Genomic DNA, 19,734 nt, shown 5'->3' with positions numbered 1-19,734 from the left:
GGTGATGGATCGCGTTCCATTCGCGGGGAAAAGCTCGCCTGCAACATAGGCCGTGAAGGGATCTGCCGCAACCACCCAGTGGGCTGAAAAGCTCAGCGATTTTGATCTAACTATAGAACTGAATTTGCCGAGGGGCGGGGCGTTATCAACGGGAGGAGGGCCATGCGAGTTCGAGGGCTGTACAGAAAAAATGTGGGAGCTGGCTTGCCAGCGATGACGGTGGGTCAGCCAGCATCAATGTCGAGTGTCCGGGCCTCATCGCTGGCAAGCCAGCTCCCACAGGGATCAGCGGTGAAGTGTTGCTGTCATGACACTGTCATTATTCGACAACCATACTGAGCCCAACACATCGCGTGTTCTTCAAAGTTTTTGGCTGCCATTTCCGGCAGCTTTTTTTTGCCTGAAATTCCTTGCCTGCAGGGTTCGATTTGCAATTCCTCAACAGGCCTGGCTAATATACGAACCATATACACTTCGTATCGGATTTCACCATGGGCATCGTAAAGATTTCAGAGGATATGCACGAGAATCTGCGCATCTCCAGCAACGCACTCAGCCGCTCGATCAACGCGCAAGCCGAGCACTGGATGCGCATCGGCATGCTCGCCGAACTGCACCCCAACCTCGACCATAGCGCGATCTGCCGTTTGCTGATTCGTGCTGAACAAAACGGCGGGCTGGACCTGCAACAACTGACTCAGGAAGACGTCACGGCATGAGAAACCAGATCAAAGTCAACACCCTGGCCGACATCGCTCAATCGCGCGCCGCCGGCAAACTCGCCGCGCAAGTGCTGGCGATGCTGGTGCCGCACGTCAAGGCAGGCGTCACCACCGATGAACTGGATCGGTTGTGCAACGACTACATCGTCAATGTGCAGAAAGCCATTCCTGCCAATGTCGGCTATCACGGTTTCCCGAAAACCGTGTGCGCCTCGGTCAACGATGTGGTGTGCCACGGTATCCCGTCGGGCACGCCGCTCAAGGATGGCGATATCGTCAACCTCGACATCGCCGTGATCAAGGATGGCTGGTTTGGCGATACCAGCCGCATGTACGTGGTCGGGGAGGCGACGCCTGAGGCGCAGCACCTGATCAAAACGACGTACGACGCCATGTGCGCGGGCATTCGCGTGGTAAAACCGGGCGCGACGTTGGGCGATATCGGCCATGCGATCCAGACATTGGCGGAGAAAGAAGGCTTCAGTGTGGTGCGTGAGTATTGCGGCCACGGGATCGGCAAGGTTTATCACGATGACCCGCAGATCCTGCATTACGGCTTCCCGAATCAGGGCATGAAGCTCAAGGCCGGGATGATTTTTACCGTTGAGCCTATGCTCAATGCCGGTAAACGCCATGTGAAGAACATGCCGGATGGCTGGACCGTGCTGACCAAGGATGGCTCGTTGTCGGCGCAGTGGGAGCATATGGTGGCGGTGACGGAAACGGGGTTTGAAGTGCTGACGGCTTGGCCGGATGAGATTGAGGGTTTTACCCCGATCGTCTGAGCACCGCAAAATCACTGTGGGAGCGAGCCTGCTCGCGAAGAGGCCGTATCAGTCAACATCAACATTGAATGACACACCGCATTCGCGAGCAGGCTCGCTCCCACATTCGGAATATATTCTTGTAGGAGCTGTCGAGTGAAACGAGGCTGCGATCTTTTGATCTTGTTTTTTCACAGCAAGATCAAAAGATCGCAGCCTGCGGCAGCTCCTACAGGGGGGGCTCAGTGGGCTCCGGCGGCTTTGTTCAGATCGCTTTCAGTCCATTCGGTGTAGACGCAAGCGTCGGCGGTGGCCCAGCGTACCTGCACCGGATCCCCAGCCTTGAGCGGCATGCCCGCCGCCGACAACGCCTTGACCGTCATCGAAGTCCCGCCCGACGTCACCACGCTGCACGTCTGGCTCTCACCCAGAAACAGCACCTCAACAACCTTCGCGGACACTTCATTCCAACCCGCCGCCAGCGGTTCGCTGATCGCCTGCGATACGCTCAACGCCAGCGCCTTTTCCGGGCGCACCATCAGCAACACATCCTGATCAGCATGCAATCCGGCCGTCAGTCGAATCGACAACGACTGCCCTTCAAACGAAGCCGCTGCATTGCCCTGCGCCTTGAGCTTGAGGAAGTTTGAATTGCCAAGAAACGACGCGACAAAGGCATTCGGCGGGTTCTGATAAAGGTCATACCCGCTGCCCAAACCGACAATCTTGCCGTGGCTGAAAATCGCGATGCGCTGCGACAAGCGCATCGCTTCTTCCTGATCGTGGGTCACGTAGACGATGGTGATGCCCAGACGCCGATGCAACTGGCGCAGTTCATCCTGCAAATCTTCGCGCAGCTTTTTGTCCAGCGCCCCCAGCGGTTCGTCCATCAGCAGAATGCGTGGCTCGTAAACCAGTGCGCGAGCAATTGCTACACGCTGCTGTTGGCCACCGGACAGTTGCGAAGGGCGGCGATGGGCGAACTGTTCGAGTTGCACCAGTTTCAACATCGCATCGACACGCCGTTCGCGTTCGGCAGTCGCGAGTTTGCGGATCGCCAACGGGAACGCGATGTTGTCGCGCACCGACAGATGCGGGAACAGCGAATAACGCTGGAACACCATGCCGATGTCGCGCTTGTGCGGCGGCACGTTGACCAGCGACTGGCCGTTGACGAGGATCTCGCCGCTGCTCGGCGTTTCGAAACCGGCAAGCATCGACAGCGTGGTGCTTTTGCCGGAACCGCTGGAGCCGAGGAAGGTGAGGAATTCACCGTCCTTGATGTCCAGCGAGATGTCGTCCACGGCAGCAAAGTCACCGTAGTGCTTGTTCAGGTTGCGCAGGCTGACCAGGGGTTTGTCGTTCTGCTGGGATGCGTCTTTGATCACGGCACTCATGTCGTACTCCTGGCGCTCAAGCGCTGATTTCGTTGCGCCGGCGCAGAGCGGCGGCGATCACCATGACCAATACCGACAGGCCGATCAGCAGCGTCGAAGCGACGGCGATCACCGGTGTCAGGTCTTGACGCAGGGTGGTCCACATTTTTACGGGAAGGGTTTGCAGCGTCGGGCTGGCCATCATCACGCTGAGCACCACTTCGTCCCACGAAACCAGGAAGGCGAAGAGGGCGCCGGCGACCATGCCCGGACGAATCGCCGGGAACGTCACCTTGAATACCGCTTGCAGGCGTGAGGCCCCGCAGATCACCGCTGCGTCTTCAATCGACTGATCGAACAGCTTCAACGAGTTGATGATCGAGATGATGGTGAACGGCAGTGCGACGATCACATGGCTGACGACGAAGGCGAACATCGTCCCGGTGTAACCGAGCTTGAGAAACAGCGCGTACACCGCCACGGCAATGATCACCAGCGGCACGATCATCGGCAGGGTGAACAGGCCGTAGAGCATCTCGCGGCCGGGAAAACGCCCACGCACCAAGGCAAACGCCGTCGGCAAACCGAGGGCCACGGCACAGATCGTCGTCAGTACCGCGACCTTGAGGCTGGCCGCTGCGGCGTTCATCCAGTCCGGGTTGGAGAAGAACTGGCCATACCATTTCAGCGTCCAGCCCGGTGGCGGAAACACCAGCCACTGGGATGAACCGAACGACAGCAGCACGATAAAGACGATCGGCAACAGCAAAAACAGACCGATCAACCCGGTGGTGGCGTAGAGGCCGAAACGCATGCGCCGGCTCATTGCGTTGGGAGTCAGGAGCATGTCGGCTTACCTCGCGTTACTGGCGCCAACCGGGGATTCCGGCTGAAGCTTCAGGTAGAAGTAGAACAGCACCAGCGTGATCGCGATCAGCAACGCGGCGCCGGCACTGGCCAGGCCCCAATTGAGGAACGATTGCACCTGTTGAATGATGAACTCCGGCAGCATCATGTTCTGCGCCCCGCCGAGCAGCGCCGGGGTGACGTAGTAACCGAGCGACATCACGAACACCATCAAGCCGCCGGACGCCAGACCTGGCCGGCACAGCGGCAGGAACACCCGGAAGAAATTGGTCCAGGGACTGGCGCCGCAGATCGAGCCGGCCTGCAGAATCATCGGGTCGATGGCCTGCATGGTCGCCTGCAACGGCAGCACGATGAACGGGATCATGATGTAGCTCATGCCGATCACCACACCGGTCAGGTTGTGCACCATTTCCAGCGGCTGATCAATGATGCCCATCGCCATCAGCGCTTTGTTGATCACCCCCGAAGCTTGCAGCAGCACCAGCCACGAATAGGTGCGGGCGAGCAGGCTGGTCCACATCGACAGCAGCACGATGTTGAGAATCCAGCGCCCCCAGCCGCGTGGCACCAACGTGATCGCCCAGGCCAGCGGAAAGCCCAACAGCAGACTGAACACCGTTACCAGCCCGGCCACCGAAAAGGTGTTGAGCAGCACTCGGGCGTACGCCGAGTTAGCGAACAGTTGTTCATAGTTGCCCAGGCCAGGTACAGGTTCCAGCACGCCGCGCAACAGCAGGCCAATCAGCGGCGCAAGAAAGAACAGGCCGAGGAACAGCAGCGCCGGGAGGAGGTTGCCGGCACCGCGCCAGCGTTGTTTGAGGGACTCGGCTTGCGGCATCGCAATCGCCTTTTTGCCTTCGGCCGAGCCGGCAGCGCGTGCGGCGCTCCCGGTGGCAGTGGAGGGACGGGACGCAGTGGCCGCCATTTTCATTTGACCAGCCATTCGTTCCACCGTGTCGCGATGGCCGGACCGTTCTTGGCCCAGTACGCGAAATCAAGAGTGATCTGATCCTTAGCGTAGGCAGTCGGCAGGTTGGGGGCCAGGGTCGAATCCAGACGCTCCACACTGTCGAGGTTGACCGGGGCGTAGGCGGTCAGGTTGGAGAAGTCGGCCTGACCCTTGGCGCTGCTGGCGTTGGCCAGAAACTTCATCGCCGCGTCCTTGTTTTTCGAGCCTTTGGGAATGACCAGAATGTCGGCCATGACCAGGTTCTGTTTCCAGCTCACGCCAACCGGCGCGCCGTCCTCTTGCAGAGCGTGAATGCGGCCGTTCCAGAACTGGCCCATGCTCGCCTCACCGGACGCCAGCAATTGCTGCGACTGCGCGCCGCCGCCCCACCAGACGATGTTTTTCTTGATGGTGTCGAGTTTCTTGAAGGCGCGATCCAGATCCAGCGGATAGAGCTTGTCGGCGGCTACGCCATCGGCCAGCAGCGCCAGTTCGAGTACGCCGGGGCTTGGCCATTTGTACAGGGCGCGTTTGCCGGGGTAGGTCTTCGTGTCGAACAGGGCGCTCCAGTCCTGCGGCTTGTTGGCGCCGAGTTTGCTCTCGTTGTAGCCGAGGACGAAGGAGAAGAAGAACGAGCCGACGCCGTGATCGCTGACAAAACGCGGATCGATTTTGTCGCGCTGGATGACTTTGAAATCGAGGGGTTCGAGCAGGCCTTCAGCCGCAGCGCGAAGGGCGAAATCGGCTTCGACATCGACCACGTCCCATTGCACGTTGCCGCTTTCAACCATGGCTTTGAGTTTGCCGTAGTCGGTCGGGCCATCCTGAACGACGGTGATGCCGCTGGCCTTGCTGAACGGATCAGCCCAGGCCTGTTTTTGCGCATCCTGGGTGCTTCCGCCCCAACTGACAAAATTCACGCTTTCGGCGGCCATTGCAGCCTGGCCGGTAACGCTGAGCAGTCCCGCAAAAAAGATCGCGGTTGCAGCTTTTTTCAACACCATGTTCACGCCCTCATTGTTGTGTTTTTGAGCGGGCTTGCGTTGTTGCCCGCCTGTCGGGAGCAGTAGATGGACGTTCGTTGGAGTGTCCGGTCTGTGGAATATCATATTATGGTATTCCAAACTTTCTGCAAGCACTTTGCCTGACCGGTTATCTGGCGAAGTAGTTTTTTGGGGGGGCACCGAAGATGTGCAGTGGATGAAATTGTGGCGAGGGGATTTATCCCCGTTGGGCTGCGGAGCAGCCCTGAAAGCGGAAAACGCGCTATTCCTGAAGGATCGCGTTGGCAGGATTTGGGGCCGCTTCGCAGCCCAACGGGGATAAATCCCCTCACCACAGGGGCTCATCGATAACTGTGGGTTATTCGGTGTAGGGGATGCTCTCGACCACTTCCAGGTCATACCCCGTCAACCCCGCATATTTCAGCGGCGGCCCAAGATGCCGCAGCTTGCCGACCCCAAGGTTCTGCAGAATCTGCGCCCCAGTCCCCACTTCTGAATAAATCCGCGACTGCGACCGGCTGAACTGCCGGGGCGGTTGAGTCAGTTGCGGAACCCGCTCCAGCAACGCCTGTGAAGACTCATGATTGGCCAGCACCACAACCACTCCATGACCCTCTGCCGCGACCCGCTGCAGCGCCGCCCACAGCGTCCAGTTGCTTGGCCCGCTGTAGTCGGCACCGACCAGATCACGCAGCGGATCGATCACGTGCACGCGCACCAGCGTCGGTTGTTCGCGGCGCACATCACCCATGACCATCGCCATGTGCACGCCGCCCTCGATACGGTCTTCAAAGGTGATCAGGCGGAACGTGCCATGCACCGTCGGCAGCTCCCGCTCGCCAATACGTTCGATGGTGTGCTCGGTGCTCAAACGATGGTGGATCAGGTCGGCAATGGTGCCGATCTTGATCCCGTGCTGGCGCGCAAACACTTCCAGATCCGGGCGACGAGCCATGGTGCCGTCGTCGTTCATCACTTCGACGATGACCGAGGCCGGCGTAAAACCGGCCAGTCTGGCCAGATCGCAACCTGCCTCCGTATGGCCGGCGCGGGTCAGCACGCCACCTTCCTTGGCGCGCAGCGGGAAGATGTGGCCTGGCTGCACCAGGTCTTCGGCGCTGGCGTTCGGGGCCACCGCGGCTGCCACCGTGCAGGCGCGATCCGCTGCAGAAATACCGGTGGTCACGCCAACCGCCGCTTCAATCGACACGGTAAACGCGGTGCTGAACACGCTGCCATTGCTCGGCACCATCTGCTCCAGACCTAGCCGCTGGCAATGTTCGTCGGTCAACGTCAGGCAGATCAGGCCGCGTGCTTCACGGGCCATGAAGCTGATCGCCTCGGGCGTGCAACAGTCGGCGGCCAGCAACAGGTCGCCTTCGTTTTCCCGATCTTCGTCATCGACCAGCAAGACCATTTTGCCGAGGCGATAATCTGCGATGATTTCTTCGATGCTGTTGAAGGCCATGCTGGACTCTCAGTGTTTGTTGGAAATATTATTGGTATACCATAATACATAATCAGCAAAGAGGTCACTATGAAGGCGTACTGGATTGCTCACGTAGACATTGCCGATCCCGACCACTACAGCCAATACACCCAGCGCGGGCCGAAGGCGTTTGCGGAGTTTGGTGGGCGGTTTTTGGCCAGAGGCGGTCGCAGCGAGGCGATGGAAGGACGCAAGACCCCGCAGCGCAGCGTGGTGATCGAGTTTGATAGCTATGAACAAGCGGTGGCGTGCTACCACTCGGCGGCGTATCAAGAGGCGAAAAGTTACCGCGAGGGATGGGCGAGGGCGGAAATCATCATTGTCGAAGGCGTTGCCCCCTAACCGAACATACGATCACCCTGTAGGAGCTGCCGAAGGCTCGGGCCGCGATCGGACGATCTTTTGATGTTGTTTTTCTAAAGACAAGATCAAAAGATCGTCCGATCGCGGCCCGAGCCTTCGGCAGCTCCTACAGGGGCTACGTCGTTTGGGGGATTAGCGGATGAAATGGATCTTGCCGCTGTCGTCATTGCCCACATAGATCCCGTAAACCCCAGCCTGGCGTTCCTCGATATAGCGTTCGAGGATCTGCCGGATCGCCGGATAATAGATCTGCTCCCACGGAATATCTTCCGGAGCGAAGAACTTATAGTCGAGGGTTTCCGGGCCAAACTGGCCGGTGATCTCCAGCGCGATGGCGCGGAATATGATGTACACCTCGCTGATCTTCGGCACGCTGAAAATCGAGTAGGGCGAGAGGATTTCCGCGCGCACGCCGCTTTCTTCCCAGACTTCACGCAGCGCGGCCTGCTCGGTGGTTTCGCCGCTTTCCATGAAGCCTGCGGGCAGCGTCCAGGTGCCCGGGCGCGGGGGAATCGCCCGTTGGCACAAGAGGTATTTGCCGTCCTGCTCAATGATGCAGCCGGCGATGATCTTCGGATTGACGTAGTGGATGAAGCCGCAACCGCGGCACATCAGGCGCTCGTGCGTATCGCCCGGCGGTACCTGCTGACCGAGATCAGGGCCACCGCACTTTGGGCAAAAGCTCGGGCTGAACATGTCAGTGACCTATACGAGGTTCTTTGAGCGCGATGGGCAGGGTGATCGGTGGCGTGCCTTTGACGGCGACACCGGTTTCTTCCTGCTTGCGCTTGAGGTAGTCGAGAGCAACGGCAGCGGCAGCGCGAACGTGATCCACGCAAGCCTGATGCGCCAGCAGCGGATCACCGCTCTTGATCGCCTCGACCATTTTTTCCATTTCCTGGTTACTCGCGCCGCGACGGTTTTCCTGAGACACCGAGGTCGCGCGCAGGTAGCTGATACGGGCCTGCAACTGACGCAATTGCGTGGCCGCTACATGGTTGCCCGAACCTTCCAGCAGCACATCGTAGAAACCTTGTACCGAGTCGATCACTTGCTGCAATTCGCCGTCCTTGAGCGCCTTGCGGTTCTCGTCGAGGGCTTTCTCCAGGGCTTTGATGTCCTTGGCTTTGGCGCGCAGGGTGAACAGTTGCACGATCAAGCCCTCCAGCACGCAACGCAGTTCGTAGATATCGACGGCATCGGCGAGGGTGATGATGGCGACGCGCGGGCCCTTGGCATCGGCGAATTCCACCAGGCCTTCGGATTCAAGGTGACGCAAGGCTTCGCGCACCGACGTGCGGCTGACGCCCAGGCGATCACACAGATCGCGTTCGACCAGACGATCCCCTGGCATAAGCTGGAAATTCATGATCGCGCTACGCAGTTTATCCAGCACGATTTCGCGCAGGGTAACGGGGTTGCGATTGACCTTGAAGCTGTCGTCGAGTGGCTGGCGTTTCATGGGGTCCGCTCTTTACTGTGGCTGTCCATGCCAGACGGGCATCAAAACAGCCGAGGGGTTAACTGGAGGCCTCGGCGTCGGCTTCGGCAAAGGCTTCACGGGCGAGCCGGAAACTGTCCACGGCCGCCGGGACGCCGCAATAAATGCCGACTTGAAGCAGAATTTCGCGTATTTGCTCACGACTCAGGCCGTTACGCAAGGCGCCACGCACATGCAGCTTGAGTTCATGCGGGCGGTTGAGCGCCGAGATCATCGCCAGGTTGATCATGCTGCGTTCCTTGAGCGACAAACCCTCACGACCCCAGACATGGCCCCAGCAGTATTCGGTGACCATTTCCTGCAACGGGCGGGTGAAGTCGTCGGCGTTCTCTATTGAGCGTTGCACATAGGCTTCGCCCAATACCTGAGTGCGGATCTTCAGGCCTTTTTCGTATTTTTCATTGTTCATCATTCCTCCTCACACACATTCCCCTGTAGGAGCTGCCGAAGGCTGCGATCTTTTGATCTTGTCTTTAAAAATCAAAGTCAAAAGATCGCAGCCTTCGGCAGCTCCTACACAGGGAATTGTGTGAATCCGTCAGGCCAAGGTTGGCAGGGGACCTAGCTTGCCCTTGTGATAAATCATCGGCGTCACTGGTTGCTCGGGCAGGATCAGATTTTTCACCGCGCCAACGATGATCGCGTGATCGCCGCCATCGTATTCACGCCACAACTCGCACTCGATGATCGCCGTAGCCTTGGCCAATATCGGGTTACCCAGTTCGCTCAAATGCCACTCGATGTCTTTGGCCTTGTCCTTGCCTTTGCCGGCAAAGGCGTAGGCCTCGGCAGTCTGCTCGGCTGAGAGCAAATGAATGGCGAAGCGCTTGCTGTCGCGCAAGATCGGGTAGGTGTCGGAGGCGTAGTTGGGGCAGAACAGCACCAATGCCGGGTCAATCGACAGTGCGCTGAAGGCGCTCGCGGTGATGCCGACGATGCCGCCGTCCGGGTCGAGGGCGGTGACCACCGTGACGCCGGACGGAAACGAGCTCATCACGTCTTTATATATGCCGGGTTCGATCATGTCGCAGGTCTCCTAGCGCATCACAAACGGATCAGGCATTGGCGCCTGAGAAAGGTTGATCCACACCGTTTTCAGTTCGGTGTAGGCCAGCACCGAATCGATGCCGCTTTCGCGTCCATAGCCACTGTTCTTGAAGCCGCCAATCGGCGCCATGGCCGACACCGCGCGGTAGGTGTTGACCCAGATGATCCCCGACCGCACATCCCGAGCCAGACGATGGGCGCGGCCCAGGTCACGGGTCCAGATGCCGGCGGCGAGGCCAAACTGTGAATCGTTGGCGATGGCCAGCGCTTCGGTTTCATCTTTAAAGCGAATGACCGAGGCGACAGGGCCGAAAACTTCTTCCTGCATGATCTTCATCGAATTGCTGTCGCACTCGAACAGTGTCGGCTCGTAGAACCAGCCGTCGCCAAGCCCCGTCGGGCGCTTGCCACCGGTACGCAAAACTGCACCTTCGGCGATCGCATCAGCCACCAGACCTTCAACCACCGCGAGCTGCTGTGCGGTGGCCATCGGGCCCATTTCGCTGCTGTCTTCCTGCGGGTTGCCGATGCGAATGCGCTGGGCGCGCTCGACCAGTCGACTGACGAACTCGTCGTAGATTTCGTCCTGCACCAACAGCCGCGAGCCGGACACACAACTCTGACCGGATGCCGCGTAAATCCCGGCAATCGCGCCGTTGATCGCACTGTCGAGATCGGCGTCGGCGAAGATGATGTTCGGCGATTTGCCGCCGAGTTCCAGCGACAACTTGGCGAAGTTCTCGGCACTGCTGCGCACCACGTGCCGTGCTGTGGCCGCGCCGCCTGTGAAGGCGATCTTGCGGATCAGTGGATGGCGGGTGAGGGCGGCGCCGGTGCTCGGGCCGTAACCGGTGACGACGTTGACCACGCCTGGCGGAATCCCGGCTTCGAGGGCCAGGCGCGCCAGCTCAAGAATGGTCGCCGAAGCATGTTCCGATGGTTTGATCACAATCGTGTTGCCGGCCGCGAGGGCCGGGGCGAGTTTGATCGCGGTCAGATAGAGCGGGCTGTTCCACGGAATGATCGCGGCAACCACACCCATGGCTTCGTGAACCGTGTAGGCGAACAGATCCGGCTTATCCAGCGGCAAGGTGCCGCCTTCGAGCTTGTCGGCAAGGCCTGCGGTGTAGTGGAAAAACTCGGGCAGATAGCTGACCTGACCACGGGTTTCGCGGATCAGTTTGCCGTTGTCGCGGCTTTCCAGTTGCGCCAGTTGTTCCTTGTTCTCGGCGATCAAGTCACCGAGACGACGCAGCAGTTTGCCGCGCGCAGTGGCGGTCAGACCACGCCACGCCGGGCTGTCGAAAGCGTTTTGCGCCGATTGCACGGCGCGTTCGACGTCAGCTTCATCAGCGTCGGGCAATTCGGCCCAGGCTTGGGCCGTGGCCGGGTTGAGGCTTTCGAAAGTCTTGCCGGAGAGGGCGTCGACCCATTCTCCGCCGATGCACATCTGGAAGCGTGCGAGCGTCATGCAACGATCCCCTTTATTTGGTTTTGTCGGGAGTGTGCGAATTCGAGAAATTCCAGCAGTGTCTGGTTGACCAGACGCGGCGACTCTACGGGCATCATATGCCGTTGCTCGGGCAGCACGGCAACCTTGGCGCCGGGGATGCGCTGGGCCAGTTGCTCGGCCATTTCAGGGGTCGAACCCGGATCGAGCTCACCGGTGGCGATCAGCGTCGGCGCCTGAATGCTGCCCAGGTCTTCGGCGCGATACATGTCTTGGGTGGCGAACAGCTCGTAAGTGGTCAGGTAACCCTGCGGATCGTTGTTCGCCAGGGTTTGACGCAACGCGGCGATCTGCGCCGGATTCGCTGCCTGATATTCGCGGCTGAACCAGCGTGAAAGCGCCGCTTCGGCATTGGCATCAGGGCCGTGTTCGGCCGCCTGAGCGGTGCGTTCGATGACGCCATTACGCTGCTCTTCGCTGCGATTGAACACACTGTTAAGCACCACCAGGCTTTGCAGGCGCTGCGGGTAATGCAGGGCAAACGCCCGCGCCACCAGACCGCCCATGGAGAAGCCGATCACCGCTGCCTCAGGCAAGTTCAAGTGATCGAGCAGCTCCAGCAACTGATCGGCATAACCGAGCAGGTTGGTGCCGCTGGCCGGTCGTGGGCTGGCACCGTGGCCGAGCATGTCGTAGGCGATCACCTGATATTGGCTGGCGAGGCCGACAATCTGGCCGCCCCACATTTCTTTGTTCAGGCCCACGCCGTGGATCAAAACCACGGGCTGGCCTTGGCCGGTCGCCAGGTAACTGGTGCCAGCCGGGGTGAGTTCAGCGGTGAGCCGAATCATGGAGCGCTCCTGCTTGCCTTTTTTATTGTGATTACTGGGCTTTTTCGGCGGCCAGTTCTTCCAGATCGATGTAGCGGTTACCGATGCGCGGGTGCAGGCGACCACCGTCGGCGCAACCCAGCACGACGACGATTTCGTCGGCGCGCGGCGCGTCTTCGATCTGCATTTCCAGGGTGATGTAGTGCGAACGCTGGCCTTCGTCGTCTTTGTGCATCATCGGGATTTGAATCGAGGTACCCGGGCCGCCGCGCTTGTTGGTGAAGCTCAGGTAGCTCTTTGCGTTGACCGCTTCGCGGTAGTGGTTGCCGAAGCGCAGGGTGTGGATCACGGCGGAGGCGTGCTCGATCTCGCCATCAGCGCCGACGACAGCGGCTTTGCCGTAGGCCTCGATTTTTTCTGCGCCGCCAATGATCCCCACCAGTCGCTCAACCATCAGCGCGCCGAGGTCGGAGCAGTTGGCGCGGATCTGCGGCTTGAGGTCTTCAACAAAGCCGTTGCCCACCCAAGGGTTTTTCATCACCACGGCGAGACCAACCATGGTCACTGGCTTGTCGGTGGCTTTGCCGCCTTCGATGAAGGTTTCTTCGACATAGCTGACGATCTTGCGAATTTCGAAACTCATGAGCTGCTCCGGTGGGGGATTCAAAGTGTCTGTCCGTCTGATGGTATACCATAATACCTATCGCGCAAGTCCCCCTTGCGAGTTTTGCGTCATCCATCCGGCGAATGGCGGTGCATTCAGCCGCCGTCGCAATCCATCGGAGCGGAGGCGATTTATATGTAGGAGCTGCGGCACGCTGCGATCTTTTGATCCTGTTTTTAAACATCAGGATCAAAAGATCGCAGCGTGCCGCAGCTCCTACAGGGGTTGTGTCGTTCCCCGGCGGTTAACAAAAGATAACGTGGCGCCGATTGTCAGACGTTTCCAAAGCCCGATAGGATGAGCCAGCTTCCGAAGGGGCTCTGGATTGCGGGTTTCAGGACTATGCTTCTGACCAGCGATCGCTCGAACACCCTTGCGGCGCCCTTGAAGGCCAAATGGCCTAACAATAATAAATAGGGGAAGGTCTATGAGTCGTTGCCGCCCGCCGGCGTTACGCAACACCGCGTTGCTGGCCACAGCACTCTCGATGCTGGGCTTTGCCATGTTGTCGGCACCTGTGATTGCCGCCCAGGCTCCAGCCGATGTGGTTTATGCCACCGAATCAGCCAAAGCCGCGAAAAGCCTCATTCTTGATGTTGTCCACGCCGGCGCCCGGTTGGTGGCGGTCGGGGATCGCGGGCACATTCTCTATTCCGATGACCAGGGCAAGACCTGGACGCAGGCCAAGGTGCCGAGCCGGCAGTTGCTGACGGCCGTGTATTTTGTCGACGACAAGCACGGCTGGGCGGTTGGCCATGACGCGCAGATCCTCGCCAGCGAGGACGGTGGCCTGACCTGGACCAAACAATTCGAAGACCTCAAACGTGAATCGCCGCTGCTCGACGTCTGGTTCAAGGACGCCAGCAGCGGCTTCGCCGTGGGCGCTTACGGCGCGCTGCTGGAAACCACCGATGGCGGTAAAAACTGGGAAGACGTCAGTGACCGCCTCGACAACGAAGACCAGTTCCACCTCAACGCCATCGCTGCTGTGAAAGACGCCGGGCTGTTCATCGTCGGCGAGTCGGGCAGCATGTTCCGCTCCGCCGACGAGGGCCAGACCTGGGAAAAACTCGAAGGCCCCTACGAAGGCTCGCTGTTCGGCGTGATCGGCACGGCTCAACCGCAGACGCTGCTGGCTTACGGCTTGCGGGGCAACCTCTACCGCTCGAGCGATTTCGGCAGCAACTGGGAACAGGTCGAGCTGAAAGCTGCGCGCGGATCACTGGAATTCGGCCTTTCCGGCGCGACTTTGCTCGAAGACGGCTCAATCGTCATCGTCGGCAACGGCGGCTCGGTGATCAGCAGCAGCGACAACGGCGAAACCTTCAGCGTATTCAACCGCGCGGATCGCATATCCCTGTCGTCGGTCACCGCCGCCGGCAATGGCAACCTGATTCTGACCGGGCAGGGTGGCGTCCATACCACGCTGCCGAACGGCGCCGAGATCAATAATAAGAAGGCGGGGCTATGACTTCCTTGAACACACATAACCAGGAAAAGGCGACGGTCCTCGAACGCCTGATTTTCAATAACCGCCCGGCTGTGATCCTGATCTGCCTGGTGGTGAGCATTTTCCTGTTCTGGCAGGCCACGCTGATCCGGCCGTCCACCAGTTTCGAAAAAATGATCCCGCTGCAGCATCCGTTCATCGAGAAGATGATGGAGCACCGCAACGATCTGGCGAACCTGGGCAACACCGTGCGGATTTCGGTGGAAGCCACCGATGGCGACATCTTCTCCAAGGAGTACATGGAGACCCTGCGCCAGATCAACGACGAAGTGTTCTACATTTCCGGCGTTGACCGCTCCGGGCTGAAGTCGCTGTGGAGCCCAAGCGTACGCTGGACCGAAGTGACCGAGGAGGGTTTCGCCGGCGGTGAGGTGATTCCGCAGAGCTACAACGGCTCGCAAGACAGCCTCGATCTGCTGCGCAACAACGTGCTCAAGTCCGGTCAGGTTGGCCGTCTGGTGGCCAACGACTTCAAGTCGAGCATCGTCGACATCCCGCTGCTGGAGTCCTACCCGGACCCGCAGGATCAGGGCAAGTTGCTGGCGCTGGATTACCGCAAGTTCTCCCATGAGCTGGAAGACAAGATCCGCAACAAGTTCGAAGCGCAGAACCCGAACATCAAGATCCACATCGTCGGTTTCGCCAAGAAGGTTGGCGATCTGATCGATGGTCTGGTGATGGTGGTGCTGTTCTTCGGCATTGCCTTCGTGATCACCCTGATTCTGCTGCTGTGGTTCACCAACTGCGTGCGCAGCACCATCGCGGTATTGAGCACGACGCTGGTGGCGGTGGTCTGGCAACTCGGCTTGATGCACTTCTTCGGCTTCGGACTCGATCCGTATTCGATGCTGGTGCCGTTCCTGATTTTCGCCATCGGCATTTCTCATGGCGTGCAGAAGATCAACGGTATCGCTCTGCAATCCAGTGAGGCGGACAACGCGCTTACGGCTGCACGACGCACCTTCCGGCAACTGTTCCTGCCGGGGATGATCGCGATTCTCGCGGATGCGGTGGGCTTCATCACGCTGCTGATCATCGACATCGGCGTGATCCGTGAACTGGCCATCGGTGCGTCCATCGGTGTGGCGGTGATCGTGTTTACCAACCTGATCCTGTTGCCGGTCGCCATCTCCTATGTCGGCATCAGCAAACGCGCTATTGCCAAGAGCAAGAAGGACGCGAACCGCGAACATCCGTTCTGGCGCCTGCTGTCGAACTTTGCCAGCCCGAAAGTTGCACCGATCTCCGTCGCTCTGGCGCTGGTCGCCTTCGGTGGTGGCCTCTGGTACAGCCAGAACCTGAAAATCGGCGACCTTGACCAAGGCGCGCCGGAGTTGCGTCCTGATTCGCGCTACAACAAGGACAACAACTTCATCATCAGCAACTATTCGACCAGTTCCGACGTGCTGGTGGTGATGGTCAAGACAAAGGCTGAAGGCTGCTCACGCATTGAAGCCATGGCGCCGATCGATGAGCTGATGTGGAAGATGCAGAACACCGAGGGCGTGCAGTCGGCGATCTCGTTGGTGACTGTGTCCAAGCAGATGATCAAAGGCATGAACGAGGGCAACCTGAAATGGGAAACCCTGTCGCGCAACCCGGACGTGCTGAACAACTCGATTGCCCGTGCTGATGGTTTGTACAACAACAGCTGCTCGCTGGCGCCGGTGCTGGTGTTCCTCAACGACCACAAGGCCGAAACCCTTGATCGTGCGGTGCATGCGGTGCAGGAATTCGCCAAGGACAACAACAAGGACGGCCTGGAATTCATCCTCGCCGCGGGTAACGCCGGCATCGAAGCGGCCACCAACGAAGTCATCAAACAGGCTGAGCTGACCATCCTGATCCTGGTGTACATCTGCGTGGCGGTGATGTGCATGATCACCTTCCGCTCGTGGGCGGCGACCTTGTGCATCGTGCTGCCGCTGGTGCTGACTTCGGTACTCGGCAACGCGCTGATGGCGTTCATGGGCATCGGTGTAAAAGTGGCGACGTTGCCGGTGGTGGCGCTGGGCGTGGGTATCGGCGTCGACTACGGGATCTACATCTACAGCCGTCTGGAAAGTTTCCTGCGTGCCGGTCTGCCGTTGCAGGAAGCCTATTACCAGACCCTGAAATCCACCGGTAAAGCGGTGCTGTTCACCGGTCTGTGCCTGGCCATCGGCGTGTGCACCTGGATCTTCTCGGCGATCAAGTTCCAGGCCGACATGGGCCTGATGCTGACCTTTATGCTGCTGTGGAACATGTTCGGTGCGCTGTGGCTGCTGCCGGCACTGGCGAAGTTCCTGATCAAGCCAGAGAAACTGGCGGGGCAGAAGGGCAATTCGCTGTTTGCGCATTGATCTGAAGGGCTGAAACGACAAAGCCGCAACCTTAGGGTTGCGGCTTTTTTTGTGGATCAAGATCAAAAGATCGCAGCCTTCGGCAGCTCCTACATGGGTTTCATTCAGGTTAGATGCCCCATGCATCGTTGAACTGCGGATGCACTCAGCCCCTGTAGGAGCTGCCGAAGGCTGCGATCTTTTGACTTTGCTTCAAGAAAGCTCAGCCCCCAACACAACACTCAACGCACTGCGCGCATCATCCAGCTGCACCAACGTTGCATGCCGCGCCCCCAGCGCATCGCGATTTTCAATGGCCGTCAAAATCGCCTTGTGCCTCGGTAACGCCAATTCATGCAGATTCGGCCGCTGATTCGAATGTTTCAACGCCTCGGCAATCGCCACCGACAACATGTTGCACAGGTTCGCCAACAAATCATTGTGCGTCGCATCGGCAATGCGGCTATGAAAATCCAGGTCCGGTTGCAGCAGTGCTTCCGGCGTCGGCGCCGCTTCCATGCGTTGGTAGGCTTCGCCGATGGCGGCAATGTCGGCGTCGGTCGCATGCTGGGCGGCGAGGGCGGCGGCGGCAGGTTCGATGATGCTGCGCACGCTGGTCAGTACGTTGAAAAACTCATTCTGCGGGCTGCTTTGCATCAGCCAGTGCAGCACGTCCGGGTCGAGCATGTGCCATTCGCGGCGCGCCTTGACCACCGTGCCGACGCGCGGCTTCGAATACACCAGACCCTTGGCCACCAACACCCGCGTGGCTTCGCGCAACACCGGCCGGCTGACCGCGTACTCCTCGCACAACAAGGCTTCGGCGGGCAGTTTGTCATCGGGCAAAAAGCGTCCGGAGACGATCTGCTTGCCCAGTTCCTGGACAATGCGCGAGTGCATGCTTTTGCGGTCGGAAGGTTTACGGTAATCCATGGGGAGCGGCGCGATCCTGAGCGATGGAGATGCCGCGCATCATAACAGGCACCGGGCATTCTTGATGTGGATGCAAAACCGAATGTAGGAGTGAGCCTGCTCGCGATCGCGGTGTGACAGTCAATAGAGGTGTCAACTGACAGATTGCTATCGCGAGCAGGCTCACTCCTACAGGGGTTTGTGCTGTCAGTGAGAATGACGCGGCACTTCAGCCCCTCGGCAACCCACCAAAAAGTCAAAGTCACAGCCCTGATCCGCCTGCAACACATGGTCGATGTACAGCTGACGATAACCGCCCACCAGCAATTGCTGCGGTGGTTGCAGATCGGCCATGCGCGCCGCCAGTTCGGCATCCGGAATGTCCAGGTGCAAACGGCCAGTGGCGCAATCGAGTTCGATCCAGTCGCCTTCCTTCACCGTGGCCAGCGGCCCACCGGCTGCCGCTTCCGGCGCGACGTGCAAAACCACCGTGCCGTACGCCGTGCCGCTCATCCGCGCATCAGAAATGCGCACCATGTCGGTCACACCCTGGGCCAACAGCTTGGCAGGTAGGCCCATGTTGCCGACTTCGGCCATGCCCGGATAACCCTTCGGCCCACAGTTTTTCATTACCAGAATCGAATCTTTATCAACATCCAGTTCCGGATCGTTGATTCGCGCCTTGTACATGTCGAAGTTCTCGAACACCACTGCACGACCGCGATGCTGCATCAGTTCGGCGCTGGCGGCGGACGGTTTGAGTACCGCACCCAGTGGCGCCAAGTTACCGCGCAGCACACAGATACCGCCGTCGGCACGAATCGGATTGTCGAGCGTGCGGATCACCTCGTCTTCGCCATAGATCGGCGCGTCCTTGGTGTTCTCGCCGATGGACTTGCCGTTGACGGTCAGGGCATTCGGATTGGGGATCAGATTCGCTTCACCAAGACGACGCAACACCGCTGGCAAGCCTCCAGCGTAGTAAAACTCTTCCATCAAGAAACGCCCGGACGGTTGCAGATCGACAATCGTCGGCATGCCGCGGCCGATGCGCGTCCAGTCGTCCAGATCCAGCTCGACGCCAATGCGTCCGGCGATGGCTTTCAAGTGGATCACGGCGTTGGTCGAACCACCGATGGCGGCGTTAACACGGATGGCGTTTTCGAAGGCTTCCTTGGTCAGGATCTTCGACAGTTTCAGATCCTCGCGAACCATCTCCACCGCACGCATGCCGGACATGTGCGCCAGCACATAACGCCGCGCATCCACCGCTGGAATCGCCGCGTTGTGCGGCAGCGAAGTGCCCAGCGCTTCGGCCATGCACGCCATGGTCGACGCGGTGCCCATGGTGTTGCAGGTGCCCGCCGAACGCGACATTCCGCCCTCGGCCGCGAGGAAGTCGTCAATGGTGATGGTGCCAGCCTTGACCTGTTCGCTGAGCTGCCAGACGACGGTGCCGGAGCCAATGTCCTTGCCCTTGTGCTTGCCGTTGAGCATCGGCCCGCCAGTGACGACGATGGCCGGCACGTCGCAACTGGCTGCGCCCATGAGCAGCGCCGGAGTGGTTTTGTCGCAACCGGTCAGCAGCACCACGCCGTCAATCGGGTTACCGCGAATCGCTTCCTCAACGTCCATGCTCGCCAGGTTGCGGGTGAGCATGGCGGTCGGGCGCAGGTTCGATTCGCCGTTGGAGAACACCGGGAATTCCACCGGGAATCCACCAGCCTCGATCACCCCGCGTTTGACGTGCTCCGCGATCTGGCGGAAATGCGCGTTGCACGGGGTCAGTTCCGACCAGGTATTGCAGATGCCGATGATCGGCTTGCCATGAAACTGGTGGTCGGCGATGCCCTGATTCTTCATCCAGCTGCGGTACATGAAGCCGTTCTTGTCGGCCGTGCCAAACCATTGGGCGGAGCGCAGGGTGGGTTTCTTATCAGACATGATCGATTCTCTTATTGT

General features: G+C 59.5%; 19 protein-coding genes. 5 read left to right on the top strand and 14 right to left on the bottom strand.

All coding sequences use genetic code 11. The features are described 5' to 3' along the window. Nucleotides 1–491: 491 nt before the first annotated feature. Nucleotides 492–719 (top strand): ParD-like family protein, encoded by a 228-nt coding sequence (locus ACA061_RS15355; RefSeq protein ID WP_042559521.1) that lies wholly within the window; start codon nucleotides 492–494, stop codon nucleotides 717–719. Further along, complete coding sequence (gene map, locus ACA061_RS15350) at nucleotides 716–1,507, top strand: type I methionyl aminopeptidase (RefSeq protein ID WP_497299543.1); 792 nt, start codon at nucleotides 716–718, stop codon at nucleotides 1,505–1,507. Before ACA061_RS15355 ends, map begins: the two co-directional genes overlap by 4 nt. 221 nt (nucleotides 1,508–1,728) lie before the next feature. Here the strand turns inward: map and ACA061_RS15345 are convergent, their stop codons facing one another. The 5 genes from ACA061_RS15345 to ribBA all read right to left on the bottom strand — a co-directional run bounded on the left by ACA061_RS15345 (nucleotide 1,729) and on the right by ribBA (nucleotide 7,153). Further along, complete coding sequence (locus ACA061_RS15345) at nucleotides 1,729–2,883, bottom strand: ABC transporter ATP-binding protein (RefSeq protein WP_497299542.1); 1,155 nt, start codon at nucleotides 2,881–2,883, stop codon at nucleotides 1,729–1,731. 16 nt (nucleotides 2,884–2,899) lie between these two features. Continuing rightward, a complete protein-coding gene (locus ACA061_RS15340; RefSeq protein ID WP_007918021.1) occupies nucleotides 2,900–3,709 on the bottom strand; it encodes an ABC transporter permease in 810 nt (269 codons plus the stop codon). Between the two features lie 6 nt (nucleotides 3,710–3,715). After that, nucleotides 3,716–4,663: an ABC transporter permease gene (locus tag ACA061_RS15335; RefSeq protein WP_042559517.1), complete on the bottom strand. Its 948-nt coding sequence runs from the start codon at nucleotides 4,661–4,663 to the stop codon at nucleotides 3,716–3,718. Beyond that, nucleotides 4,660–5,685, bottom strand: coding sequence for an ABC transporter substrate-binding protein (locus ACA061_RS15330; protein ID WP_497299541.1), 1,026 nt, complete (start codon nucleotides 5,683–5,685; stop codon nucleotides 4,660–4,662). Before ACA061_RS15330 ends, ACA061_RS15335 begins: the two co-directional genes overlap by 4 nt. A 358-nt stretch (nucleotides 5,686–6,043) precedes the next feature. Beyond that, entirely contained in the window at nucleotides 6,044–7,153 is a 1,110-nt protein-coding gene (ribBA, locus tag ACA061_RS15325; RefSeq protein ID WP_497299540.1) for a bifunctional 3,4-dihydroxy-2-butanone-4-phosphate synthase/GTP cyclohydrolase II, read from the bottom strand. 69 nt (nucleotides 7,154–7,222) lie between these two features. On the opposite strand from ribBA, the gene ACA061_RS15320 reads away from it, so the two are divergent. Continuing rightward, entirely contained in the window at nucleotides 7,223–7,516 is a 294-nt protein-coding gene (locus ACA061_RS15320; RefSeq protein ID WP_150615385.1) for a DUF1330 domain-containing protein, read from the top strand. A gap of 153 nt (nucleotides 7,517–7,669) precedes the next feature. Here ACA061_RS15320 and ACA061_RS15315 read toward each other — a convergent pair whose 3' ends face one another. The 7 genes from ACA061_RS15315 to ACA061_RS15285 all read right to left on the bottom strand — a co-directional run bounded on the left by ACA061_RS15315 (nucleotide 7,670) and on the right by ACA061_RS15285 (nucleotide 13,008). Beyond that, entirely contained in the window at nucleotides 7,670–8,233 is a 564-nt protein-coding gene (locus tag ACA061_RS15315; RefSeq protein WP_150592145.1) for an NUDIX hydrolase, read from the bottom strand. A gap of 1 nt (nucleotide 8,234) precedes the next feature. Further along, nucleotides 8,235–8,999: a GntR family transcriptional regulator gene (locus ACA061_RS15310; protein ID WP_150602758.1), complete on the bottom strand. Its 765-nt coding sequence runs from the start codon at nucleotides 8,997–8,999 to the stop codon at nucleotides 8,235–8,237. Between the two features lie 58 nt (nucleotides 9,000–9,057). Further along, nucleotides 9,058–9,447 (bottom strand): carboxymuconolactone decarboxylase family protein, encoded by a 390-nt coding sequence (locus ACA061_RS15305; RefSeq protein WP_065259878.1) that lies wholly within the window; start codon nucleotides 9,445–9,447, stop codon nucleotides 9,058–9,060. A gap of 129 nt (nucleotides 9,448–9,576) precedes the next feature. Further along, nucleotides 9,577–10,062, bottom strand: a complete 486-nt coding sequence (locus ACA061_RS15300) for a flavin reductase family protein (RefSeq protein ID WP_210552924.1) — start codon at nucleotides 10,060–10,062, stop codon at nucleotides 9,577–9,579. A gap of 12 nt (nucleotides 10,063–10,074) precedes the next feature. Beyond that, nucleotides 10,075–11,556 carry an aldehyde dehydrogenase gene (locus ACA061_RS15295; protein ID WP_150602756.1) on the bottom strand — a complete coding sequence of 494 codons (1,482 nt, stop codon included), beginning with the start codon at nucleotides 11,554–11,556 and terminating at the stop codon, nucleotides 10,075–10,077. Continuing rightward, nucleotides 11,553–12,386 (bottom strand): alpha/beta fold hydrolase, encoded by an 834-nt coding sequence (locus ACA061_RS15290; RefSeq protein ID WP_497299539.1) that lies wholly within the window; start codon nucleotides 12,384–12,386, stop codon nucleotides 11,553–11,555. Before ACA061_RS15290 ends, ACA061_RS15295 begins: the two co-directional genes overlap by 4 nt. 31 nt (nucleotides 12,387–12,417) lie before the next feature. Beyond that, nucleotides 12,418–13,008: an amino acid synthesis family protein gene (locus ACA061_RS15285; protein WP_007917992.1), complete on the bottom strand. Its 591-nt coding sequence runs from the start codon at nucleotides 13,006–13,008 to the stop codon at nucleotides 12,418–12,420. Nucleotides 13,009–13,456: 448 nt separating this feature from the next. Between ACA061_RS15285 and ACA061_RS15280 the strand changes: the two genes are divergently transcribed. Continuing rightward, nucleotides 13,457–14,500, top strand: coding sequence for a WD40/YVTN/BNR-like repeat-containing protein (locus ACA061_RS15280; protein WP_150602754.1), 1,044 nt, complete (start codon nucleotides 13,457–13,459; stop codon nucleotides 14,498–14,500). After that, nucleotides 14,497–16,881 carry an efflux RND transporter permease subunit gene (locus ACA061_RS15275; RefSeq protein WP_150602753.1) on the top strand — a complete coding sequence of 795 codons (2,385 nt, stop codon included), beginning with the start codon at nucleotides 14,497–14,499 and terminating at the stop codon, nucleotides 16,879–16,881. The genes ACA061_RS15280 and ACA061_RS15275 overlap by 4 nt, the downstream gene beginning before the upstream one ends. 192 nt (nucleotides 16,882–17,073) lie before the next feature. Here the strand turns inward: ACA061_RS15275 and ACA061_RS15270 are convergent, their stop codons facing one another. Beyond that, nucleotides 17,074–17,793 (bottom strand): FadR/GntR family transcriptional regulator, encoded by a 720-nt coding sequence (locus ACA061_RS15270; RefSeq protein ID WP_150592137.1) that lies wholly within the window; start codon nucleotides 17,791–17,793, stop codon nucleotides 17,074–17,076. A 186-nt stretch (nucleotides 17,794–17,979) separates the two neighbouring features. Further along, entirely contained in the window at nucleotides 17,980–19,716 is a 1,737-nt protein-coding gene (locus ACA061_RS15265; protein WP_150615390.1) for an IlvD/Edd family dehydratase, read from the bottom strand. Nucleotides 19,717–19,734 lie beyond the last annotated feature (18 nt).

The sequence above is a fragment of the Pseudomonas sp. LBUM1668 genome (assembly GCF_059695715.1).
Note: the sequence above shows the minus strand (reverse complement) of the source record. Positions and strands in the feature narration are given on the sequence as shown.

Bases quoted from the DNA above. Each gene is read 5' to 3' on its own strand.
- ACA061_RS15305 (WP_065259878.1), bottom strand. From the start codon at position 9,447: ATGAACAATGAAAAATACGAAAAAGGCCTGAAGATCCGCACTCAGGTA.
- ACA061_RS15355 (WP_042559521.1), top strand. From the start codon at position 492: ATGGGCATCGTAAAGATTTCAGAGGATATGCACGAGAATCTGCGCATC.
- ACA061_RS15345 (WP_497299542.1), bottom strand. From the start codon at position 2,883: ATGAGTGCCGTGATCAAAGACGCATCCCAGCAGAACGACAAACCCCTG.
- ACA061_RS15265 (WP_150615390.1), bottom strand. From the start codon at position 19,716: ATGTCTGATAAGAAACCCACCCTGCGCTCCGCCCAATGGTTTGGCACG.
- ACA061_RS15290 (WP_497299539.1), bottom strand. From the start codon at position 12,386: ATGATTCGGCTCACCGCTGAACTCACCCCGGCTGGCACCAGTTACCTG.
- ACA061_RS15340 (WP_007918021.1), bottom strand. From the start codon at position 3,709: ATGCTCCTGACTCCCAACGCAATGAGCCGGCGCATGCGTTTCGGCCTC.
- ACA061_RS15285 (WP_007917992.1), bottom strand. From the start codon at position 13,008: ATGAGTTTCGAAATTCGCAAGATCGTCAGCTATGTCGAAGAAACCTTC.
- ACA061_RS15275 (WP_150602753.1), top strand. From the start codon at position 14,497: ATGACTTCCTTGAACACACATAACCAGGAAAAGGCGACGGTCCTCGAA.
- map (WP_497299543.1), top strand. From the start codon at position 716: ATGAGAAACCAGATCAAAGTCAACACCCTGGCCGACATCGCTCAATCG.
- ribBA (WP_497299540.1), bottom strand. From the start codon at position 7,153: ATGGCCTTCAACAGCATCGAAGAAATCATCGCAGATTATCGCCTCGGC.
- ACA061_RS15310 (WP_150602758.1), bottom strand. From the start codon at position 8,999: ATGAAACGCCAGCCACTCGACGACAGCTTCAAGGTCAATCGCAACCCC.
- ACA061_RS15330 (WP_497299541.1), bottom strand. From the start codon at position 5,685: ATGGTGTTGAAAAAAGCTGCAACCGCGATCTTTTTTGCGGGACTGCTC.
- ACA061_RS15320 (WP_150615385.1), top strand. From the start codon at position 7,223: ATGAAGGCGTACTGGATTGCTCACGTAGACATTGCCGATCCCGACCAC.
- ACA061_RS15315 (WP_150592145.1), bottom strand. From the start codon at position 8,233: ATGTTCAGCCCGAGCTTTTGCCCAAAGTGCGGTGGCCCTGATCTCGGT.
- ACA061_RS15295 (WP_150602756.1), bottom strand. From the start codon at position 11,556: ATGACGCTCGCACGCTTCCAGATGTGCATCGGCGGAGAATGGGTCGAC.
- ACA061_RS15280 (WP_150602754.1), top strand. From the start codon at position 13,457: ATGAGTCGTTGCCGCCCGCCGGCGTTACGCAACACCGCGTTGCTGGCC.
- ACA061_RS15335 (WP_042559517.1), bottom strand. From the start codon at position 4,663: ATGAAAATGGCGGCCACTGCGTCCCGTCCCTCCACTGCCACCGGGAGC.
- ACA061_RS15270 (WP_150592137.1), bottom strand. From the start codon at position 17,793: ATGGATTACCGTAAACCTTCCGACCGCAAAAGCATGCACTCGCGCATT.
- ACA061_RS15300 (WP_210552924.1), bottom strand. From the start codon at position 10,062: ATGATCGAACCCGGCATATATAAAGACGTGATGAGCTCGTTTCCGTCC.